The 19,796-nt window shown below is 67.3% G+C and carries 18 protein-coding genes and 1 tRNA gene; 3 read left to right on the top strand and 16 right to left on the bottom strand.

Features of this window, described 5'->3' with window-relative positions; genetic code table 11:
• Positions 1 to 349: 349 nt before the first annotated feature.
• Genes ampD through F9Z44_RS18200 form a run of 5 tightly spaced genes read right to left on the bottom strand, consistent with a single transcriptional unit; the run spans position 350 to position 5,377 of the window.
• The gene (gene ampD / locus F9Z44_RS18220; RefSeq protein WP_159608121.1) at positions 350 to 958 is read right to left on the bottom strand and encodes a 1,6-anhydro-N-acetylmuramyl-L-alanine amidase AmpD; all 609 of its coding nucleotides are present in this window, start codon (positions 956 to 958) and stop codon (positions 350 to 352) included.
• Entirely contained in the window at positions 948 to 2,456 is a 1,509-nt protein-coding gene (locus F9Z44_RS18215) for a sigma-54-dependent transcriptional regulator (protein WP_159608120.1), read from the bottom strand. The genes ampD and F9Z44_RS18215 overlap by 11 nt, the downstream gene beginning before the upstream one ends.
• Positions 2,457 to 2,476: 20 nt before the next feature.
• Positions 2,477 to 4,267, bottom strand: a complete 1,791-nt coding sequence (locus F9Z44_RS18210; protein ID WP_159608119.1) for a sensor histidine kinase — start codon at positions 4,265 to 4,267, stop codon at positions 2,477 to 2,479.
• Positions 4,268 to 4,315: 48 nt separating this feature from the next.
• Complete coding sequence (locus F9Z44_RS18205; RefSeq protein WP_159608118.1) at positions 4,316 to 4,564, bottom strand: PP0621 family protein; 249 nt, start codon at positions 4,562 to 4,564, stop codon at positions 4,316 to 4,318.
• Between the two features lie 12 nt (positions 4,565 to 4,576).
• Positions 4,577 to 5,377 (bottom strand): cytochrome C assembly family protein, encoded by an 801-nt coding sequence (locus tag F9Z44_RS18200; RefSeq protein ID WP_159608117.1) that lies wholly within the window; start codon positions 5,375 to 5,377, stop codon positions 4,577 to 4,579.
• Between the two features lie 173 nt (positions 5,378 to 5,550).
• Between F9Z44_RS18200 and ffh the strand changes: the two genes are divergently transcribed.
• Positions 5,551 to 6,921 (top strand): signal recognition particle protein, encoded by a 1,371-nt coding sequence (ffh, locus tag F9Z44_RS18195; RefSeq protein ID WP_159608116.1) that lies wholly within the window; start codon positions 5,551 to 5,553, stop codon positions 6,919 to 6,921.
• Between the two features lie 96 nt (positions 6,922 to 7,017).
• On the opposite strand, the gene mdoH is transcribed toward ffh, so the two are convergent.
• From mdoH to F9Z44_RS18155, 8 genes are all read right to left on the bottom strand, one after another.
• Complete coding sequence (gene mdoH, locus F9Z44_RS18190; protein ID WP_236574184.1) at positions 7,018 to 9,000, bottom strand: glucans biosynthesis glucosyltransferase MdoH; 1,983 nt, start codon at positions 8,998 to 9,000, stop codon at positions 7,018 to 7,020.
• On the bottom strand, positions 8,997 to 10,568 hold the full coding sequence (locus tag F9Z44_RS18185; RefSeq protein WP_159608114.1) for a glucan biosynthesis protein: 1,572 nt from the start codon (positions 10,566 to 10,568) through the stop codon (positions 8,997 to 8,999). Before F9Z44_RS18185 ends, mdoH begins: the two co-directional genes overlap by 4 nt.
• A 190-nt stretch (positions 10,569 to 10,758) precedes the next feature.
• A complete protein-coding gene (locus F9Z44_RS18180) occupies positions 10,759 to 12,162 on the bottom strand; it encodes a sigma 54-interacting transcriptional regulator (RefSeq protein WP_159608113.1) in 1,404 nt (467 codons plus the stop codon).
• The gene (locus tag F9Z44_RS18175) at positions 12,159 to 12,767 is read right to left on the bottom strand and encodes a hypothetical protein (RefSeq protein WP_159608112.1); all 609 of its coding nucleotides are present in this window, start codon (positions 12,765 to 12,767) and stop codon (positions 12,159 to 12,161) included. The genes F9Z44_RS18180 and F9Z44_RS18175 overlap by 4 nt, the downstream gene beginning before the upstream one ends.
• A gap of 10 nt (positions 12,768 to 12,777) precedes the next feature.
• Positions 12,778 to 14,196 (bottom strand): sensor histidine kinase, encoded by a 1,419-nt coding sequence (locus tag F9Z44_RS18170; RefSeq protein WP_159608111.1) that lies wholly within the window; start codon positions 14,194 to 14,196, stop codon positions 12,778 to 12,780.
• A gap of 14 nt (positions 14,197 to 14,210) precedes the next feature.
• Positions 14,211 to 15,572: a tRNA (N6-isopentenyl adenosine(37)-C2)-methylthiotransferase MiaB gene (miaB, locus tag F9Z44_RS18165; RefSeq protein ID WP_159608110.1), complete on the bottom strand. Its 1,362-nt coding sequence runs from the start codon at positions 15,570 to 15,572 to the stop codon at positions 14,211 to 14,213.
• 105 nt (positions 15,573 to 15,677) lie between these two features.
• Positions 15,678 to 16,079 (bottom strand): hypothetical protein, encoded by a 402-nt coding sequence (locus F9Z44_RS18160; protein ID WP_201449986.1) that lies wholly within the window; start codon positions 16,077 to 16,079, stop codon positions 15,678 to 15,680.
• 99 nt (positions 16,080 to 16,178) lie between these two features.
• Positions 16,179 to 16,520, bottom strand: a complete 342-nt coding sequence (locus F9Z44_RS18155) for a hypothetical protein (RefSeq protein ID WP_159608109.1) — start codon at positions 16,518 to 16,520, stop codon at positions 16,179 to 16,181.
• Between the two features lie 165 nt (positions 16,521 to 16,685).
• On the opposite strand from F9Z44_RS18155, the gene F9Z44_RS18150 reads away from it, so the two are divergent.
• Together F9Z44_RS18150 and F9Z44_RS18145 are read left to right on the top strand one after the other, a co-directional pair.
• Complete coding sequence (locus F9Z44_RS18150) at positions 16,686 to 17,198, top strand: lipocalin family protein (RefSeq protein ID WP_236574394.1); 513 nt, start codon at positions 16,686 to 16,688, stop codon at positions 17,196 to 17,198.
• Positions 17,188 to 18,510, top strand: coding sequence for a DASH family cryptochrome (locus tag F9Z44_RS18145; protein ID WP_159608107.1), 1,323 nt, complete (start codon positions 17,188 to 17,190; stop codon positions 18,508 to 18,510). The genes F9Z44_RS18150 and F9Z44_RS18145 overlap by 11 nt, the downstream gene beginning before the upstream one ends.
• Positions 18,511 to 18,522: 12 nt before the next feature.
• Here F9Z44_RS18145 and F9Z44_RS18140 read toward each other — a convergent pair whose 3' ends face one another.
• From F9Z44_RS18140 to F9Z44_RS18130, 3 genes are all read right to left on the bottom strand, one after another.
• Entirely contained in the window at positions 18,523 to 19,083 is a 561-nt protein-coding gene (locus tag F9Z44_RS18140; protein WP_159608803.1) for a YaeQ family protein, read from the bottom strand.
• An 82-nt stretch (positions 19,084 to 19,165) separates the two neighbouring features.
• Positions 19,166 to 19,242, bottom strand: a tRNA-Met gene (locus tag F9Z44_RS18135).
• A gap of 67 nt (positions 19,243 to 19,309) precedes the next feature.
• Positions 19,310 to 19,699 carry a high-potential iron-sulfur protein gene (locus F9Z44_RS18130; RefSeq protein ID WP_236574183.1) on the bottom strand — a complete coding sequence of 130 codons (390 nt, stop codon included), beginning with the start codon at positions 19,697 to 19,699 and terminating at the stop codon, positions 19,310 to 19,312.
• Positions 19,700 to 19,796 lie beyond the last annotated feature (97 nt).

The following is a 19,796-nucleotide window of genomic DNA, read 5'->3' as shown; positions in this document are numbered from 1 at the left end:
GGCATCCGAAAGTTCTCAGTGGGGTGAAAACGGGCCGGAACAACGTGGAGAGTGATGAATCTGGAAACGCGGAACACACACTATATCTGGTGTGTGGGTGCCGTTCAAGCCACTACAGGTAGTGTTTGGAGAAAAAACCACCTCAACAGGCGGATCGGTGTTCTGGCTGTTTTGACGGGAGCCTGATCGCATCCAGCGGGCACGCCAGGGCGAGGTGGCCCGGAGTGCCCGAAACACCTGGGTCTTGCCACATGAATGCAGCAACGGCGTGCGTTGCAGCGCGATTTGCTTCGGTGTGCCGCGAACGGCGTGAGACCTCGAGGAGGTGGAGCGGGTCCAACGCCGCGTTTCAGGCCGTGGGTGGATTCGCGCCGGTCACCGCATCGGGGAAACACGCACTTGACCAGGGCAGTTCGTGCTGCAGGCGAGCCCAGTCAAATCCGGGGCCGGGGTCTTGCTTGCGACCGGGTGCGATGTGTTCGTGGCCGGCAATGTGTGTCACTGGATAGCGCTCCTGCAAGCGGCGGCACAGTTGGCTGAGCGTGGCGTATTGCGCCGCTTCGAACGGCTCACCCTCCAGCCCTTCCAGCTCGATGCCGATGGAGTCGTCGTTGCAGTTCTCGCGGCCTCGCCAGCTGGAGGCTCCCGCGTGCCAGGCGCGTGCATCGGCGTCGACGAACTGCACCAGTTCCCCGGTGCGGCGGATGAAAAAATGCGCCGAGACCTCCATGCCCCGGATCTGCCCGAAGTAGGGATGGGCGTCCCAGTCCAGTGCGTTGGTGAAGAGTTGCTCCACCTCGGGCCCGCCATACACGCCCGGCGGCAGGCTGATGGAGTGCAGCACGATCAGGTCGATCAACGCACCGGCAGGCCGGGGGCCGTGGTTGGGTGATGGGCAGTGGCGCGCCGCTTCCAGCCACCCGCCGGCCCAGGCCTCTGCCGGTGTTTCAGGCTGCATCGTCGTCGTTGGACGGCATGGCGATGCCCAGTCGCTGGATGCGGTAGCGCATCTGCCGCAGGTTCAGGCCCAGCCGCGCGGCAGCTGCGGTGCGGTTGAAGTCGCATTCGCGCAGCGCCTTGAGCAGCACCTGTTTCTCTTGTTCGTCGAGGTAGGACTGCAGGTCGGCCGGGATTTCTTCAGGCACCCTGGGGGTGGTGGCGGCGGTTGCCGTGGCAGCCAGCACCGAGTCGGGCAACTGGTCGGGCTGCGTGGGTATTTCGTCCGAGTCGTCGGTGTCACCGAAGTCCTCGGGCTTGAGCTGGTTGCCGCTGCTCAGGGCCAGGGCGCGCTGCAGCAGGTTTTCGAGTTCGCGCACGTTGCCGGGCAGTTCGCGCGCCTTCAGCCAGTCCAGCGCCTGGGTTGAGAGTTCGGGTGTCGGCTGGCCGGTTTCGCTGCAGATGCGTTGCAGCAGCGCGCGTGCCAGCTCGGGCAGGTCGTCGCGCCGCTCTCGCAGCGAGGGTGTGCGCAGCTCGATCACATTGAGACGGTAGAACAGGTCTTGCCGGAACTGCCCGGCTTGCACCAGGGCGGTGAGGTCCCGGTGGGTGGCGCTGACCAGGCGCACGTCCACGGCCTCCTCCTGCACGCCGCCGAGCGAGCGCACGCGCCGCTCCTGGATCACGCGCAGCAGCTTGGCCTGCATGGCCAGCGGCAGGTCGCCGATTTCGTCGAGAAACAAGGTGCCGCCCTTGGCCGCCTGGAAGTAGCCCTCGCGGTCGTGCGTGGCACCGGTGTAGGCGCCCTTGCGCGCACCGAAAAACTCGGCCTCGATGAGGTTCTCGGGGATGGCGCCGCAGTTCACCGCCACGAATGGGCCGCTGCTGCGGTGGCTGCAGTCGTGCACGGCGCGCGCCACCAGTTCCTTGCCGGTGCCCGACTCGCCCAGGATCAGCACCGGCGCCATGCTGGTGGCCACCTTTTCGATGCGCCCCTTGATCTGCACGATGCTGGCCGCACGGCCGACGATGCGAGAGAGCGCCTTCAGTCCCGAGGGCGGCGGTGGTGCGCTGCGCATGGGCTCGGCACCGGCCGCCACGCCATGGCCGGCGCGCGCCGGGTTGCCCATGAGCGGGTGGCGCTGGCTTTGCACCGCCTGCGTCACGGCATTGCGCAGTTGCTTGAGGTCCACCGGTTTGGTGAGGTAGTCGAACGCGCCCGCCTTGAGCGACTCCACCGCGTTGTCGGCCGAGCCGAAGGCGGTGATGACGATGCACTTTTCGGTGCGCTGAGCCTCGGTGAGTTCGCGCAGCAACTCCAGCCCCAGGCCATCGGGCAGGCGCATGTCGGAGATCAACACGTCAAAGCGTTGCTGGGCCAGCCATTCGCGTGCCTGGGCTAGGTCGGCCGCGGCCACCACGGCATGGCCTTCACGCAGCAGGGTGAGCTCGTACAGCGTGCGCAGGTCGGGCTCATCGTCGACGACCAGCACGGAGGCGGCAGCGGGGTTGTTGGCCATGTGTCGGCGTGCGCGGCGGTTCAGCCCGGCGCCAGCGGGGGATCGCCCAGGGTCGGGCTGAAGCGCGTGCTGTAGGGCCGCGAATCGCTGGCCGGGTACGCGAGGCTTTGCTGCACGGGCTGCGGGCCGGCGTGACCATTGGGCATGGACACGAAGAACTCGTTGCCCTCCTGTTGGTCCAGGCGCGCGCGCTGGTAGGCGATCTGGGCGCCGTAGCGCTCGCAGAGCTCGCGGCAGATGTACAGGCCCAGACCGCTGGAGCGGCTTTCGGACGAGAAGAAGGGCTCGAACAGGTGGCGCATCACGCTGGCTTCCAGCGGCTGACCATCGCTCCAGACCGAGAGCCGGCTGTGCTCGCTGCCGTTGGGCTGGGTGATGACACGAATGGAAGACGGCTTGCCCGAAGCATGGCGCAGTGCGTTGTCCAGCAAGTTGACCAACAGGCGGCGCAGGTGTTCGGGATCGAACTCCACATGCGCCTGGGGCGCATGCAGATGCACACCGAGCACGCCCTTGGCCGGGTTCTGGCGCAGCCAGTCCATCGTGATCTGGCGCACCATCGGGTCCAGCGCCATGCTGGGCGTGGAGCCATCGCCGCGCGTCGGCTGTGCCCGTGCGACGTTGAGGATGTCGTCCACGATGCGCGAGAGCCGCTGGGCGTTCTGCTCGATCATCTGGGTCAGCCGCTTTTGCGAAGCCTCCTTCAACTCCTCATCCAGCAGTGCGTTGGCCTGGGTGATGGCCGAGAGCGGGTTGCGGATCTCGTGCGCCACGGCGGCCGACATGCGACCCATGGAAGCCAGCTTTTCGGTGCGCACGCGGGCTTCCACCTCGCGCAGGTCTTCCAGGAACAACACGCACAAGCCGGTGCTGCTCCCTGCGCGCGAGGTCAGCCGCGTGCGGGCGTGCAGTCGCTGGCTGGGCCGGTCCTCGTTGTCGATGGTGGTTTCGGTCTCCAGTGCCTGCCCCAGCGCGAAGGTCTCGCTCACCAGGTCGGACAGGTGGCCCCAGCTGGAGCGCGCCGAGAGCAGCAGCTTGGCCGCCTGCGGGTAGGCCTCGCCCATCAGCATGATCTGGGCGGCCGGGTTCGCATTGCGCACCACGCCGTGCGGATCGACCACCAGCACGCCCACGCTCAGGCTCTCGATCACCAGTTCATTGACCTGCGCCTGCGTGCGTGCGGCGGCCTGGCTGCTGGAGGCCACCGCCTCTTCCCGCGCCAGGCGGATGGCCAGCTGGTTGGCCAGCACGGCGACCAGAAAGAAGCCGGTGCTGGCCAGGCCCGCCTGCAGGAGGCGCGCGGTGGCCATGTCGCTGAACAGCGGAGCGCTCAGGAAGGCTTCGGTCAGCAGGAACAGTGTCACGCTCGCTGCCGTGGCCAGGGCGAGCAACAGCGGTCCGAGGATGGAAGCCAGCAGCACCGGCAGGGCAAACAGCGGCGTGTAGTTGATGGAGCCGGTCTGGAAGAACTGCAGCAGCGCAAACACCACCACATCGACGCCAAGGGTCAGCAGCCACTGGGCCTGGAGCGGCGTGCCTTGCTCTGCGGGTCGCCATGCGTAAAGGATGACCAGGGTGGCGCTGAGGTGCACCGCAGCCAGCAGGAGCAGCCAGTCGGGACCACCCGTGCCGGTGACCACCATGAAGATCTGCAGCGCCAACAGCACGAGCGCGATGAACACCCGCGCGCGCATGAAGGCAGCCCACAGGCGCACGAAAGCGCGCAGGCGCTGCTCACGCCCCTGGTGGTTGCCAGGCTCGAAGCCAACGAACCAGGAGGGGGCGAACTGCGAGCTGTCGTCTCGGGCCATTTCAGCTCCGCAGATCTGGCGTTTGCATCAGGGGTGGGCAAGTCCGGTTCATGTCGAACCGCCTTCCTCGATTCGGCGGTGTTCGGCGCTGCAATAAGGGCCCATTGCCCCTTGCACCGTGTCGCCCTGGGGCAGGTGGGTGCCACAGTGCCTGCAAGCCACCATCACCACCGGCAGGCGAGTGGCCCCTGGCGAGGGGGGCGGCTGGCGCGAGGCATCCGAGCGGTCGGTGATGCGGTTGTTGCGCCACACATAGAACGCAACCATCACCACAGCCAGAACGAGCAGGTATTTCATGGGGGCAGTGGTTCAGCTGCGGTGCAGCAGGACTTCAAGCACGAAGCGGGAGCCGGCATAGCCCAGCAGCAGCAGCCCGGCGCCGAGGTAGAGCATGCGTGCGGCAAAGCGCCCGCGCCACCCCAGACGCCAGCGCCCCCAGAGCAGCACGGCCATGGTGATCCAGGACAAGACCGAGAAGACCGACTTGTGGTCCCACACCCAGCGGTGGTTGAGCAGCTCGGAGAAATACCAGCCCGCCAGCAGCGTGGCCGTGAGCAACACGAACCCGGCCGACACGAAACGGAAGGTCAACCGCTCCAGTGTGAGCAGCGGCATGGCGGTCTCGGCGGAGGTGCCCAGGCGCATGGCCCTTTCAGCGCGCTGCATCAACCACGCGTGACCCACCGCCACTGCGATGAGACCGTAGGAGGCGATGCCCAGCGCCCAGTGCAGGGGCATCCAGTTCGAGCGCAAGGCGGGGTAGGGCGTGCCCGGAAACACCAGGGCCAGCAGCACCACCGCCGTGCCCAGCAGAGCGAAGGTCCAGCGCTCGCGCAACTGGGGGTACAGACGGCTTTCGATCATGTAGACGGTGAGTACCAGCCAGGCGGTGACCGACAGCGATGGCGCAAAGCCGAAACGCGCGGGGTGCTCGAACAGGCTGAAAACGAGCACGCCCAGGTGCAGCAGCCAGGCTGCGGTGAGCAGCGTGCGGCTCTGCAGGGCCGATGCGCGCGAATGGACCCAGGCCAGCACGGCATAGGCCAGCGCCGCCAGAACCGAAAGCACCACCGCGGGCAGGTTGGTAGCGAGCGTTGGCAGCAGGTTCATGCGAGACGGGGCGCGCGCAGCGGGCTGGGGGTGGGCGCGGCTAAAATCATTGGCGGAGTTTAACGGCCCTGACCGTTGCCAGCCGCCGGTCTCCCGGTCAATGGCCCGACACCCTTCCCAGCCGGCGCGAACCCCGCGGCCTGCGGGTTCTTCTCCCACCACCCGAGCGCAGCATGGCATCAGCCCTTTCCGACCGACTCTCACGCATCGTCAAGGAAATGCGCGGCCAGGCCCGCATCACCGAGACCAACGTCACCGACATGCTGCGCGAAGTGCGCATGGCCTTGCTGGAGGCCGACGTGGCCCTGTCGGTGGTTCGCGACTTCATCGCGCGGGTGAAAGAGAAGGCACTGGGCCAGGAAGTGGTGGGTTCGCTCACGCCGGGGCAGGCGCTGGTGGGCATCGTCAACCGCGAACTGGCGCTGACCATGGGCGACGGCGTGGCCGACATCAACCTCGCGGCGCAACCGCCGGCGGTGATCCTGATGGCCGGCCTGCAAGGTGCGGGCAAGACCACCACCACGGCCAAGCTGGCCAAGCACCTGATCGAGAAGCGCAAGAAGAAGGTGCTCACGGTCTCGGGCGACGTGTACCGCCCCGCCGCCATCGAGCAGCTCAAGACGGTGACCGCGCAGGCTGGCGCCGAGTGGTTCCCCAGCTCCCCCGACCAGAAGCCGGTGGACATCGCGCGTGCGGCGATCGACTACGCGCGTCGCCATTACTTTGACGTGTTGCTGGTCGACACCGCCGGCCGGCTGGCGATCGACGAGGCGCTGATGCGCGAGATCCAGGAACTGCACGCCGTGCTCAAGCCGGTGGAGACGCTGTTTGTGGTGGACGCGATGCAGGGCCAGGACGCGATCAACACCGCCAGGGCGTTCAAGGAGGCCCTGCCACTGACCGGCATCATCCTGACGAAGCTCGATGGTGACTCGCGCGGCGGCGCGGCGCTGTCGGTGCGTCAGGTCACGGGTGCGCCGATCAAGTTTGCCGGCGTGTCGGAAAAGATCGATGGCCTGGAGGTGTTTGACGCCGAGCGCCACGCCGGCCGCATCCTGGGCATGGGCGACATCCTCGCGTTGGTGGAGCAGGTCACTGCCGGGGTTGACATGGCGGCCGCGCAGAAACTCGCGGCCAAGGTCAAGAGTGGCGAGGGCTTCGACCTCAACGATTTCCTCGATCAGATCCGCCAGATGAAACAGATGGGTGGCCTCTCCAGCCTCATGGACAAGCTGCCCAGCGGCATGGCGGCCAAGGCCAGCGAAGCGGATCTGGGTCGCGCGGAAAAAGACATCAAGCGCAAGGAAGGCATCATCTGCAGCATGACGCTCAAGGAGCGCCGCAAGCCCGAGATCATCAAGGCCACGCGCAAGCGCCGCATCGCTGCGGGTGCGGGCGTGCAGGTGCAGGAGGTCAACCGCCTGCTCAAGGAATTCGAGCAGATGCAGGACATGATGAAGAAGATGAAGGGCGGCGGGATGATGAAGATGATGAAGCGCATGGGAGGCATGAAGGGCATGCCCAAGTTGCCCGGCATGGGTTGAGTCGGCGCCCTCGACGAAGACCCTGGCGAATCACCAAAAAACAAAAGGCCCCACCGGTGCACACCGGTGGGGCCTTTTGCGTTGATCAGCGAAGGATCAGGCGACCTGAAGCGCCAATCGGCTGGCGTGGCGCCACGCCCGGCGCAGCACGGCGGGCGACCACGACTCTTCGGGGATCAGCAGCACGCCGCGCGAGCGCATCCAGGCACCCAGGTCCACATGGCTGGTGGCCACGGTCAGGGGCACGGCCAGCAGCAGCGGCAGGGCCACCGGGGCGAGCCAGATCAGCGCGTTGGCGTTGATCGCGGCCACACCCAGGCCCAGCAGGCCGATCACCGCCGTCATCGGCGCCAGTCGCGCCAGGGCATCGCGCCAGCTCACGCCGTTGGCTTCACGGGGGGGCGACTTCCATTCCAGCTTCAGGCCGGTGAGCGCCACCAGCACGAACAGCGAGTGCGCCAGCATGCGGATGGGGGCCTGCATCAGGGCCAGCACGGTTTCCACCACGGAACTGCCGAGCAGTCCCACGGTGCCGCCGAACGATTTTTGCTCGCCCTTCAGGAACACGGCCAGCAGACCCAGCACGCGTGGCATGAACAGCATGGTCAGCGTCCACATCCACAGGGCGCGCAGCTCTTCGGGCACGGCTTGCCAGTGCGGGATCGTGCTGGCGTCGGCGGCCCACAGGGCGGTACCGATGGTCAGGAAGGCCAGCCACAGCGGGGCCGAGAGGTAGGACATGGCGCCGATGGCGAACATGGTGCGGTGCACGCGGTGGATGCCGGGCTCGGCCATCAGGCGCGAGTTCTGCAGGTTGCCCTGGCACCAGCGGCGGTCGCGCTGCAACTCGCTCAGCAGGTCGGGCGGCTGCTGCTCGTAGCTGCCGGTGAGGTCGGAGACCAGCCACACCTGGAAGCCGGCGCGGCGCATCAGCGCGGCTTCCACAAAGTCGTGCGACATGATGCCGCCGGCCATGCCGCCCGTGCCCTTGATGGGCGCGAGCGCGCAATGCCGCATGAAGGGCTCGACGCGGATGATCGCGTTGTGGCCCCAGTAGTGCGACTCGCCGAGCTGCCAGAACTGCATGCCCAGCGTGAACAGGCGACCGGTGACGCGCGAGCCGAACTGCTGCGCGCGGGCGTGCAGCGTGGCGTGGCCGATGGCTTGCGTGGCGGTCTGCACGATGCCGGCCTTGGGGTGGGCTTCCATCAGTTTGACCATGGAGACGATGCAGCTGCCGCTCATGACGCTGTCGGCATCGAGCACGACCATGTAGCGGTAGTCCTTGCCCCAGCGGCGGCAGAAGTCGGCCACGTTGCCGGCCTTGCGGTGGGTGCGGCGTGTGCGCAGGCGGTAGTACACCTCGATCTGCGGCAGCTCGGGCTGGGCGGCGAGCGCGGCACGCAGGTTTTCCCAGGCGGATTTTTCAGCGGCGGCGATCGCCGGGTCGTAGCTGTCGGAGAGCACGAACACGTCGAACTGGCGCGCGTGGCCGGTGGCGGCGAGCGACTCGCAGGTGGCGCGCAGGCCGGCGAACACGGTGGCCACGTCCTCGTTGCAGATCGGCATGATGATCGCCGTGCGCGCTTCGGGGTTCATGGGGTGGTGGCGCACCGCGGCGGCCGAGAGCGTGTGCGCGTCACCGCGCAGCGAGACCCAGAAACCCATGAGGGCGGTCACGAAACCGGTGACGACCCAGGCCGACAGCAGGCCGAAGAGCGCCAGCTGGCCGACTTGCAGCCACAGGTTGTCGTGCTCGGGCTGAGCGTCGGCGAACAGGCTGGTGGCAAACGCCGTGCTCAGCACGGTGAGCAGCACGAACACCATGCGGCGCCGGTTGGCCGCGGTTTCCCAGGCCTCGGGTGCTGGCCTGGCATCGTCTTGTGTTGCCTGCGAGTACGGCGGCAGCACGCGGCTGGCCGTGCTCAGCAGCGCGGTGCCAATGCTGTTCCAGAAACCGCGCCACGGACGCGGCACCATGGAGCCGCGGTTGAGCGGCGGTGCGGTCACGGCGTTGGGGTGGCGTTCTTCGCGCAGCACGCTGCGCTGGGACGGGGCAGGGTGGGTCGGAGTGCTCATTCGGGTAACAGCAGGTGTGTCCATGTTTCGCTCACGGTGTCGTTGTTGTGTTGGAGGAATGCACGCAGCTCCACAGGCTGCGTCGCATCGATGCGCTCGACGCGCACGGTCACGCGCCAGGAGCGCGTGGCGGGGTTGGGGTAGGCCAGGGTCTGGAGCACGCGGCCGTTGGCGTTGGCGCTGACCACGGCCTTGACCGTGGCGCCCGCGGGCAGCGCGTCCAGCGCGGGGCCGGTGAAGTCGAGGACGTATTGCGGCTGGCGGCCTTGTTCTTCTGTGCTGAGCTGGGTGTAGCCATGGCCTCGGCGGCTCTGGGTGACCCAGCTCGATGGCGGGCGTTGCTGCGCATCGCCTTGCCAGGCCAGTTCGTAGGCCACTTCCAGCGGCTGGCCCGGTGCGGGCAGGGTGGCAGGCACCCAGTACGCCACGATGTTGTCGTGCGTCTCGTCGGGCGCGGGCAGCTGCACCAGCTCCACGCGGCCCGGGCCCCAGTCGCCCAGCGGCTTGATCCAGGCGCTCGGGCGGCGCTCGTAGCGCGCTTCCACGTCTTCATAGCTGGCAAAGCTGCGGTCGCGCTGCATGAGGCCGAAGCCGCGCGGGTTCTGCATGCTGAACGAGCTGACCGTCACCGCCTTCGGGCGCTGCAGCGGGCGCCACAGCCATTCGCCCTCGCCACTGACCATCATCAAACCGTCGGAGTCGTGCACTTCGGGGCGGAAGTCGCCGGCCATGGGCTGGTTTTCGCCCGAGAGGAACATGCTGGTCAGCGGCGCGATGCCCAGGGTGTTCACCGGGCCAGCGCCGGGGCGCAGGAAGATGCGGGCGTTGACCGTGGTGGTGGTTTGCTGGCCGGGACGGATCACAAAGCGGTAGGCGCCGGTGGCGCGCTTCGATTCGAGCAAGGCCAGCACGGTGGCCTCGGTGGCGCCTGCGACGGGGCGTTCCAGCCAGAACTCGGTGAAGCGCGGGAATTCCTCGCCGCTGCCGCCCACGGTGTCGATCGCCAGGCCGCGAGCCGACAGGCCGTATTGCTGGCCGGCGCCGAGCGCGCGGAAGTAGCTTGCGCCCTGGAACACGACCAGTTCGTCCTTGTAGGTCTGGCCGTTGAGGGGGTAGTGCAGGCGAAAGCCGGCGTGCCCGAGGTCGCCCCATGGCGCGGGGTTGAAGGTGTTCTTGCCGACGTCGAAGTCGGCGCTGCGGTACGGCAGGTGGTTCACCCGGCCATCGGGCAAGAGCTCGTGGATGCGCACGGGGTCAAGCTGGTACAGGCCGAGGTGAAAAAACTGGGCTTCAAACGGCAGGGCGTCGGTGCGCCAGAGCGACTGCTCGGGCTTGAAGCGGATGTCGCGCAACTGGTCGTAGGTGATGCTGGCCAGCTCGGCCGGCAGCTTGTCGCTGTTTGCGCGCAGGGGCTCGGCGGCGCGGGTCTGGGCCAGCTGGGTCAGGCCGTCCCAGTCCAGGCGCTGAGCCTGGGCTGACGCCCCGCAAAGCAAGGCCAGCAAGGCGCCCAGCAGCGCTGCGGCGCGGTGGCGTCGGGAGGCTGAAAAGGGGCGAATCGAGCGGGGCATGCCTTCATGAGGGCAAACCCTGTGCCAGGTCAGAAAAATGCAGCCGAATCAACGACTTGCGTTGGAAACTTCTTTTGGCGACCCGCCTGAGAGCCGGCAAGCCGCGTCAGAACGGCATTTTTGTCGTCAAACAGCGACAAATGGCCGGGTGAATTTCAACAATCTCAATGAAATCAAAGAGATGTGCTTGTCACTCATCGGCGACAGCATCTCCGGGAATACCCGAAGAACCCGGGGTGGCGTCGCTTTTGAAGAGGCCTGGCGTCAAGGCGTGTTTTTGCAGCAACCGGTAGAACTCGGTGCGGTTGCGCTGCGCCAGGCGGGCTGCGTCGGCCACGTTGCCGTCGGTCATCTTGAGCAGGCCCACCAGGTAGTCGCGCTCGAAGCGCTGCTTGGCGTCGGCAAAGCTCAGCACCTCCACCGAGGGCGTGCGCAGCGCGCGCTGCACCAGCGCCAGCGAAACCAGCGGCGTGGTCGAGAGCGCACAGACCTGCTCGACCACGTTGTAGAGCTGGCGCACATTGCCCGGCCAGGCCGACATGGTCAGTGCCTTGAGCGCCTCGGGTGCAAAGCCCGAGCTGCGTTTGCCGTACTTGGCGGCCAGCTTGGCCAGGAAATGGTTGGCCAGGAGCGGAATGTCTTCGCGCCGTTCGGCCAGTGTGGGCAGGGTCAGCGTGACCACGTTGAGGCGGTAGTACAGGTCTTCGCGGAACTGCGCCGTGGCCATGGCCTCTTCCAGGTCGCGGTGGGTGGCCGAGATGATGCGCACGTCCACCGGCAGCGACTGGCTCGATCCCAGCGGGCGCACCGCACGCTCCTGCAGCACGCGCAGCAGCTTCACCTGCAGGGCGGGCGGCATGTCCCCAATCTCGTCGAGCAGCAGCGTGCCGCCGTCGGCCGCCTGGAACAGGCCCTTGTGATTGGCCACGGCGTCGGTGAAGGCGCCCTTCATGTGGCCGAACAGCTCGGATTCGAGCAGGGCCTCGGGGATGGCGCCGCAGTTCACCGCAATGAAAGGCCGGGAAGCGCGCGCGCTGGCCTTGTGGATGGCGCGCGCCAGCATTTCCTTGCCGGTGCCCGAATCGCCGCGCAGCAGAACGCTGGCGTCGCTCTGGGCCACCATGCGCGCCTCGGCCAGCAGGTCGGCCATGCGGTTGGAGCGGCTCACGATTTCGCTGCGCCAGGCTTCATCCACCCGCGCGTTGTCGCTGGCCGGTGCGCCCAGCGCCAGGGCCTGCGCAATCTTCTCCAGCAGTTCCTTGGCGTCGTAGGGTTTGGTGAGATAGGTGAAGACGCCGCGCGCCGTGGCTTCCACCGCATCGGGAATGGTGCCGTGCGCGGTCAGCAGGATCACGGGGAGTGAGGGGTGACGCTTGCGGATTTCGTCGAACAGGGCCAGCCCGTCTTTCCCCGGCAGGCGCACGTCGGAGAGCACCAGCTGGGGCCGTTCGATGTCGAGCTGGCTGAGCGCGGCTTCGGCCGAGCCGACCGAGGTGACGTGGTAACCCGCCGAGCCCAGGCGCATCGCCAGCAGGCGCAGCATGTCGGCGTCGTCGTCGACGACCAGCAGGCGCGCGCGTGGCGCTGTGCTCATGGGGGCGGGGTCCGCGTGGCGGCGGGCGGTCGGGTGGTCAGGCTGCGTTCGATGGCGCGCATGGCTTCCAGTCGCTCGCTGAGTTGGTCGATGCGGCGTTGGTGCTCACGCAGCTGCAGGCTCTGGCGTTCCAGGCTGTCTTCAAGCCGGCGCTGCTCCATCAGCTGGTGGGCCAGCAAGCGCGCCAGGGGCTTGAGCAGCGTGGCCTCGGGCGATGCGCTGCCCACCACCCGCTGCAACAGGCCCAGCGCGCGCGCCGTGTCCGCCGCCTGCGGCATGTGCATCAGGGCCAGGGCCAACTGCATCTGTCGCAGCGGGGTGTTGCCGGGGTCGCCCTGCACCGCAATCTCGGCGGCGAGGTCGGTGGGGTTGAGCAGGCGCAGGCGCTCCGAGTAGGTGAGCAGTGCCGTGACCACATCGGGCAGGGCAGGGGCCTGGGTGTTGAGGGCCTCGGGCGACGTGAACGCGGGCGCCTGCACCGGTGTGACCACCAGAATCTGGGGCGCGGGAGCTTGCGCGGGCGTGGTGATCACGGTGGTCACGGACGCCTGGGGCGGCGGCGGTGGCGTGGTGCCGCAGGCGCTCAACAGGAGCGCTACGGGCACAGCGGAAAGACTAGTTCGCATGGGGAAGTTCGATACGGAAATGGGCGCCCTGGCGCTGGGGCAGCAGTTCGATGCGGCCACCGTGGGCAACAATGTACTCGTGCACGATGGACAGGCCGATGCCGGTGCCACGCACGGCGCCCTGGGGTTGTCGTTCGCCCCGGTAGAAGGGCTCGAAGATGCGGTCGCGGTCGGCCTCGGCCACGCCGGGGCCCTGGTCGATGATGTCCAGGCTGGCGCGCCCGGGCAGGTCCAGCAGCACGAAGCGGATCAGGCCGCCGTGGGGCGAAAAACGGATGGCGTTGGACAGCAGGTTGCCCACGGCCGAGGCGATCTTCTCGCGGTCGATCGGCAGGCTCACCGACACGCCCTCGGCGCGCACGGTGAGACCCTGAGCCTGCCACTGCAGGCGCTGGGTGTCGATCTGGTCCTCCAGCAAACCCATCAGATCGGTCTGCTCGCGCCTGAGTTGCCGCGCCTCGAAGGCCGCGGCATTGAAGCGCAGCAGCGCTTCGATCTGGTGCTGCAGCATCAGGGTGTTGTGCTGCAGGATGTTGACCACCTCGGCCTGGTTGGGGTTGAGCGCGCCGGCCACGCCGTCGCCCAGCACGGCCACCCCTTCGTGCAATGAGGCCAGCGGTGTCTTGAGCTCGTGCGAAATGTGCCGCAGGAAACGCGCCTTGTCGGCGTCCAGCTCGGTCAGGCGCAGCCGCAGCCAGTCCAGTTGCTGGCTCACGCGGCGCACGTCGCTCGGCCCGGGAATGTCGATCGGCACGTCGAGCCGGTTTTCTCCCAGGCCCTGGATGGCCTTTTCGATCCGCTTGAACGGGCGCGCCAGCCACACGCCGAAGCCCAGCGCCATGGCGGCGGCCAGGGCGATGGAGCCCAGCACCTGCTGGGTGAGTTCCTGGCGACTGGTCTCGAATCGCGCCTGCAGCGTCTCGTTGCGCGTGCCGATGATCGACTGCACCTTCTGCGCGATCGATGCGCTGTGGCCGTCGATCTCGCGGAACGCCCGCGCCACCTCACGCTCACGGTCCAGGGCCGTTTCCGGTGGTCCGTCCAGCAGGCCGGTGATGACGTTGAGCTGCGCGCGCCAGTTGGTGGCGTACTCGGGCGGCAGCTCGTTGTCTTGCAGGCGCTTGAGGATGTCTCGGGCGTTGCCGGCGGCTTCGGTGAAGCGCTGGCGCAGCTGGTAGTCGCGCAGCACCAGCGACTGGCGCGCGGCACGCTCCATGGTCAGGCTGCGTTCGGACAGCGACTGGGCCGCGGTCGACAGCGCAATCGCCTGGGCCGCACTCTCGCGGCTTTGCGCCATCAAGGCCTCCAGCGAAAACAGCGCGCGCAAGGCGGCTGCGCCCAGCAGCAGCCCGATCAGCAGGAACGCGACCAGCAGCAGCTGGGGAAAAGAGAAGCGCAGCGATTTCACAAGCGTTGGCGGTCTCAGGCGTCCAGGGCAGACTCGTGCGTGAGCACCTCGGCGCGCAGCGAATGCGGCCGGGCTTCGGTGATGCGCACATCGATCATCTGGCCCACCAGGCGGTCGGCCTGCGGACCCCCGGGAAAGTTGACGATGCGGTTGCACTCGGTGCGGCCCATGAGCTCGGGCACGTCGGTGCTGGAGCGGCGCGACGCGCCCTCGACCAGGATGCGCTGCACCGTGCCTTCGCGGCTGGCGCTGATGCGGCGCACGTTCTCCTCGATCGTGGCCTGCAGGTGCTGCAAGCGCCTGAGCTTCACCTCATACGGCGTGTCATCGGCCAGGTTGGCCGCCGGGGTGCCCGGACGCGGGCTGAAGATGAAGCTGAAGCTGGTGTCGAAGCCCACGTCGTCGATGAGTTTCATCATCTTGTCGAAGTCCTCGTCGGTCTCGCCGGGGAAGCCGACGATGAAGTCGCTGCTCATCACCAGCTCGGGCCGGGTCGCGCGCAGCTTGCGCACCGTGCTCTTGTATTCCATGGCGGTGTAGCCGCGCTTCATGGCCATGAGGATGCGGTCGCTGCCGTGCTGCACCGGCAGGTGCAGGTGGTTCACGAGCTTGGGGATCTTGCCGTAGGCCTCGATCAGGCGCGGCGTGAACTCGTTGGGGTGGCTGGTGGTGAAGCGCAGGCGCTCGATGCCGGGGATGTCGGCCACGTATTCGAGCAGCAGCGCGAAGTCGGCGATCTCGCCGCTGTCACCCATGGCGCCGCGGTAGGCGTTGACGTTCTGGCCGAGCAATGTCACCTCTTTCACGCCCTGGTCGGCCAGGCCCGCCACCTCCACCAGCACGTCGTCGAACGGGCGGCTCACCTCCTCGCCGCGCGTGTACGGCACCACGCAGTAACTGCAGTACTTGGAGCAGCCTTCCATGATGCTCACGTAAGCCGCGCCACCATCCACCTTGGCCGGTGGCAGGTGGTCGAACTTCTCGATCTCGGGGAAGCTGATGTCCACCTGCGGCAGCGCCATGCGCGCGCGCTGGTTGAGCAGCTCGGGCAGGCGGTGCAGCGTTTGCGGGCCGAACACCACGTCCACATAGGGCGCCCGTTTGATGATCTCGGCGCCTTCCTGGCTGGCCACACAACCGCCCACGCCGATCAGCACACCCTTGTCCTTGAGGTGCTTCACGCGTCCGAGGTCGCTGAACACCTTTTCCTGCGCCTTCTCGCGCACCGAGCAGGTGTTGAACAGGATCAGGTCGGCCTCTTCCACGTCCTGCGTGGGCTCGTAACCCTGCGCGGCGTGCATCACGTCGGCCATCTTGTCCGAGTCGTACTCGTTCATCTGGCAGCCGAAGGTTTTGATAAAGACTTTTTTGCTCATGGAAAGCTCCTGTGGCACCGGCTTCACAAAGGCGGTGCCCGCGCCGGGCGCAAGGGGAAATGGGATGACCACCGCGGGCCACGCTGGCCCGCGGTGGTGGGGGCTTCAGTTCGTGCTGGCGGCCGGTTTGGGCTGCAAGGACTCAAACACGTAATTGCGCTGCACGCCGAAGCCGGCGCGCTTTTCCTTGGCCTCGGCCTCGGTGAGGATCCACACGTTCTGGATCTGGTCACGCAGGTCCACCGTGTAGTTCACCACCAGCGCCTTGTTCAGCAGCGAGGACGACATCACCAGCGAGTTGTTGGTGTTGTAGATGCGCGCGCCTGGCGACAGGCGTGTCTCGCGGTCGTCCATGGTGATGTTGGGTGGCTGCACCACCACCAGGGTGCCGCGCAGGGCCTTGGCGGGGAAGTCGCGCGTGCCCGACTGGGCTTGTGCCGACAGGGGCAGAGCGATCAGGAGCGCGGCAAAGGTGCCGGCGATGAAGGCGGATGAGCAGCGGTTCATGGTGTGTGTCCAGAGGCTGTGAGGAGGGCCGCCGACCTGATCACCAGGCCCTTGGCAGAGAGGCGCCGATTGTCTCACGCCCCTGTCGCCGCGCCGCCGTCAAGGGCGGCGTGGCCCGTCCAGCGGCCGGTCCGACTCCACCAGCGGATACGCGTCGGCGACATAGGCCGGCCCCTTCATCACCATGACGATGAAGGCACCGATGGCCAGGGTCAAGAGCAAGGTCCAGAGCAGCAGCACCACGCCGATCGCCACCATGTCCACCATCTGGATGCGCGAGGCCACCCAGGCTTGCGAGCCGCTCCAGTCGAACCAGCGTGCCCCCAGCGCCGCCAGTGCCGGCAGCACGGTGCTCAGAAACAGGGCCCTGGGCATGTGTCGCAGGATCACGCGCTCCAGACCCGCGGGCGAGCGCACAAAACCGGGCAGTTTGTTGAACATCGAGAGGGTCACGTGGGGCCGATGGCGTGCAGAGGGAAGACCTTGCGGATGGGAAATTTCAATGTACGGCCCACAATGAACTTTGTCCACGAACCGCGAAAGTCCTTCATGCCTGCTCCGTCTTACCGGCCCACACACCGATGGTTTCACCGCGCTGCGCTGCTGATGTGTCTGGCCTGGTTGCCGGTGCTCAATGCCTGCACGTCGCCGCCCGACGGCGTGACGGTGGTGAGCCCTTTCGATGTGAAGCGTTATGCCGGCCAGTGGTTCGAGATCGCCCGCCTGGACCACAGCTTCGAGCGCGGCCTGACCGACGTGAACGCCACCTACCGGCTGCAGACCGATGGCAGCGTGGCCGTGATCAACCGGGGCTTCAACCCCGACAAAGGGGAATGGAAAGAGGTGGTCGGCCGTGCGCTTTTCACCGGCGACTCCAACACCGCCTCGCTCAAGGTCTCGTTCTTCGGGCCGTTCTTCGGTGGGTATCACGTCATCGCGCTCGACCCGGACTACCGGTGGGCCATGGTGATCGGTCCCAGCACAGGCTACCTGTGGATCCTGGCGCGCGACAAACAATTGCCCCCGGGCGTGCGCGAGCAGCTCGTGGCCCAGGCAGCCCGGCTCGGTGTCAACACGCGTGAACTCATCTGGGTCGAGCAGCGGCGCGGTGACAGCTGACCCATCCGCCCCTTGGTCGGGCGCCCGCACCCTCTACTGGTTTCGCAGCGACCTGCGGCTGGGAGACAACCCGGCGCTGGCCCAGGCCTGTGCCACGTCCAGCGCCTTGCTGCCGGTGGTTTGCCACGACCCTGCACAGGACGCCGACACACGTTGGGGCTTTGTGCGAAGGGGTCCACACCGCCAGCGCTTCGTGCACGACAGCCTGATCGATTTGTCCACCCAGCTCCAGGCCCGGGGCAGCCGCCTGCTGCAGTTGTCCGGCCGCGCGCGCGATGTGTTGCCTGCGCTGGCGCGCGAGCTGCAGATGGACGCCGTGGTGACCGAAGACATCGCTGCGCCCGAGGAGCAGGACGAGGTGCAGGCGCTGCGCGCCGCCGGACTGAAGGTCCACACGCGCGACCAGTCGGGCTTGTTCGAGCTGGCCGACTTGCCGTTTGCGCCGCACAAGGTGCCCGACGTGTTCACCGCGTTCCGGCAGGCGGTGGAACACGCCATGGTGCGGGTGCCTCGCGTGGAGCCGGTGCCTGAGCGCCTGCCGCCCGCACCTCCTGGACCCGCGCACCTCATGCCACCGCCACCGCCACCGCCACCGCCACCGCCAGCGAAGGACGATGCGCGTTCGTCGTTTCCCTACGCAAGACACGATTTCTCTGGTGGTGAAACGGCCGGGCTGTTGCACCTGCAGCGCTACTTTCGGGGCCCGCTCGCGCGGCAGTACAAAGCCACGCGCAACCAGCTCAGCGGCACGGACTACTCGACCAAGTTGTCACCGTGGCTGGCCTGCGGCTCACTGTCGGCTCGCCAGATCCACGCCGTGCTGCTGCAGCACGAAGACCGTGTGGGAGCGAGCGATGGCAGCCGCTGGATCGTGTTCGAGCTGCTCTGGCGCGAGCATTTTCGCCTGCTGCATCGGCGCCACGGCCAAGCGCTCTACCGTGCGCGTGGGCTGAGCCAGCTGCCCGCGCCCGCGCACGACGCGGTGGCATTTGCACGCTGGTGCGAGGGCCAGACCGGCGAGCCGCTGGTGGACGCAGGCATGCGTGAACTGGCCACCACCGGTTACCTGTCGAACCGGCTGCGGCAGGTGGTGGCCAGTTACCTGATCCACGACCTGGCCTGCGACTGGCGCGCTGGCGCGGCCTGGTTCGAATCAACGCTGGTGGATTTCGACGTGCACAGCAACCAGGGTAACTGGCTCTACATCGCCGGGCGCGGCACCGACCCGCGTGGAGGACGGCGTTTCAACGTACAGAAACAGGCGCAAGACCACGACGCCGATGGCGCCTACCGCGCGCTGTGGCTCACCTGACGTCGGGGCGGGTCATTTCCAGCGGATCGGCTCGATGGCCACGCTGCCGCGGTCGCTCGAGAGCGTGAGCACACCCTCCTGCAAGGTGGCCTGCAACTGCATGCTGCGCTCGGCCATCTGGGCCAGGGCGGGCGCCACCTCGGTGGGCAGGCGCCAGACCTGCAGCCGGTCCAGCCGGGTGAGCTTGGTCAAAATGCCGCGCCACCACACGTCGGCCGCGCTGCCGAAAGCGTAGAGCACCACCGCGTCGGCCTTGCTGCAGGCCTTGGCCAGGGGTTTGTCTTCGGGCTGGCCGACTTCGATCCACAAGCGCTTGCGGCCCGTGAAGTCGGTGAGCGAGACGTCCGGATCGTCCGGGTCCGACAGGCCGGTGCCAAACGCCAGCGTGCCGTCGCCACGGCAGGTGTCCTGCAGCTCATGGGCATGGATCGCCAGGGCCACCAGACGCACCATCATGCGTTCGTCGGTCTCGCTCGGGTGGCGGGCCAGTGTGAGCGCGTGGTCGGCGTAATAGCTGTGATCGATGTCGGCGATCTGCAGGTTTGCCTTGAAGATGGTGGACTTGATGGCCATGGAGACTCGACGGGTGAGGCCGCAGCGGCTGGCGACCATGAAAAAAGCGGGCTCTGTTGCCAGAGCCCGCTTTTCGAATTGTTGGTGGTGATAGGTGGACTTGAACCACCGACATCAGCATTATGAATGCTGCGCTCTAACCAACTGAGCTATATCACCAACGCGGACGGCATTGTAGCTCAAATCATTTCCCGGCCCGGGCGCTTGAGCGCCCGAAGGCGGGGCTTCAAGTTGCCTTCTTGGCGTAGGAGCTGCACCAGCCGGCGGCCGCCACCTGCTTGCCCGCAAACAGCGGGCACGGACCGGACTGGGAGCCGGCGGCACCCTGGTACAGCGCGCAGTTGGCGCAGTTGCTGCCCTCAACAAAAGTGGGGTATTTGGTCTTGTCGGCGTTGGCTGCCAGGGCCACATAACCCAGCGCCACGGCGGTGGGGTCGGTGGCTTCGACCATCGGGCCTGCGGCGGCCGGTGCAGGCGCAGTGGCGGCGGGCGGTGCGGCCGGTGCGGGCGCCGGCGCCGGGGCGGCTGCGGCGGGTTCTTCCTGCTTGGAGCAGGCGGCTGCGAGCACGGCGCCGCTCACGGGCACCATCATCAAAAAGCGTCGGCGTGTGGTCATGGGGTTCTCCTGAATTTATGAGAGGGATGCAGGCCGGCGGCCCGCCCGCGCAGCACCCGAACTGTTGCCTTTCGGGCTACCTCTGCGCGTTGGCCGT

Origin of the sequence: Hydrogenophaga sp. PBL-H3 (assembly GCF_010104355.1) — a bacterium.
GTDB lineage: Bacteria > Pseudomonadota > Gammaproteobacteria > Burkholderiales > Burkholderiaceae_C > Hydrogenophaga.
This window is presented reverse-complemented; position numbering and strand designations above follow the sequence as displayed.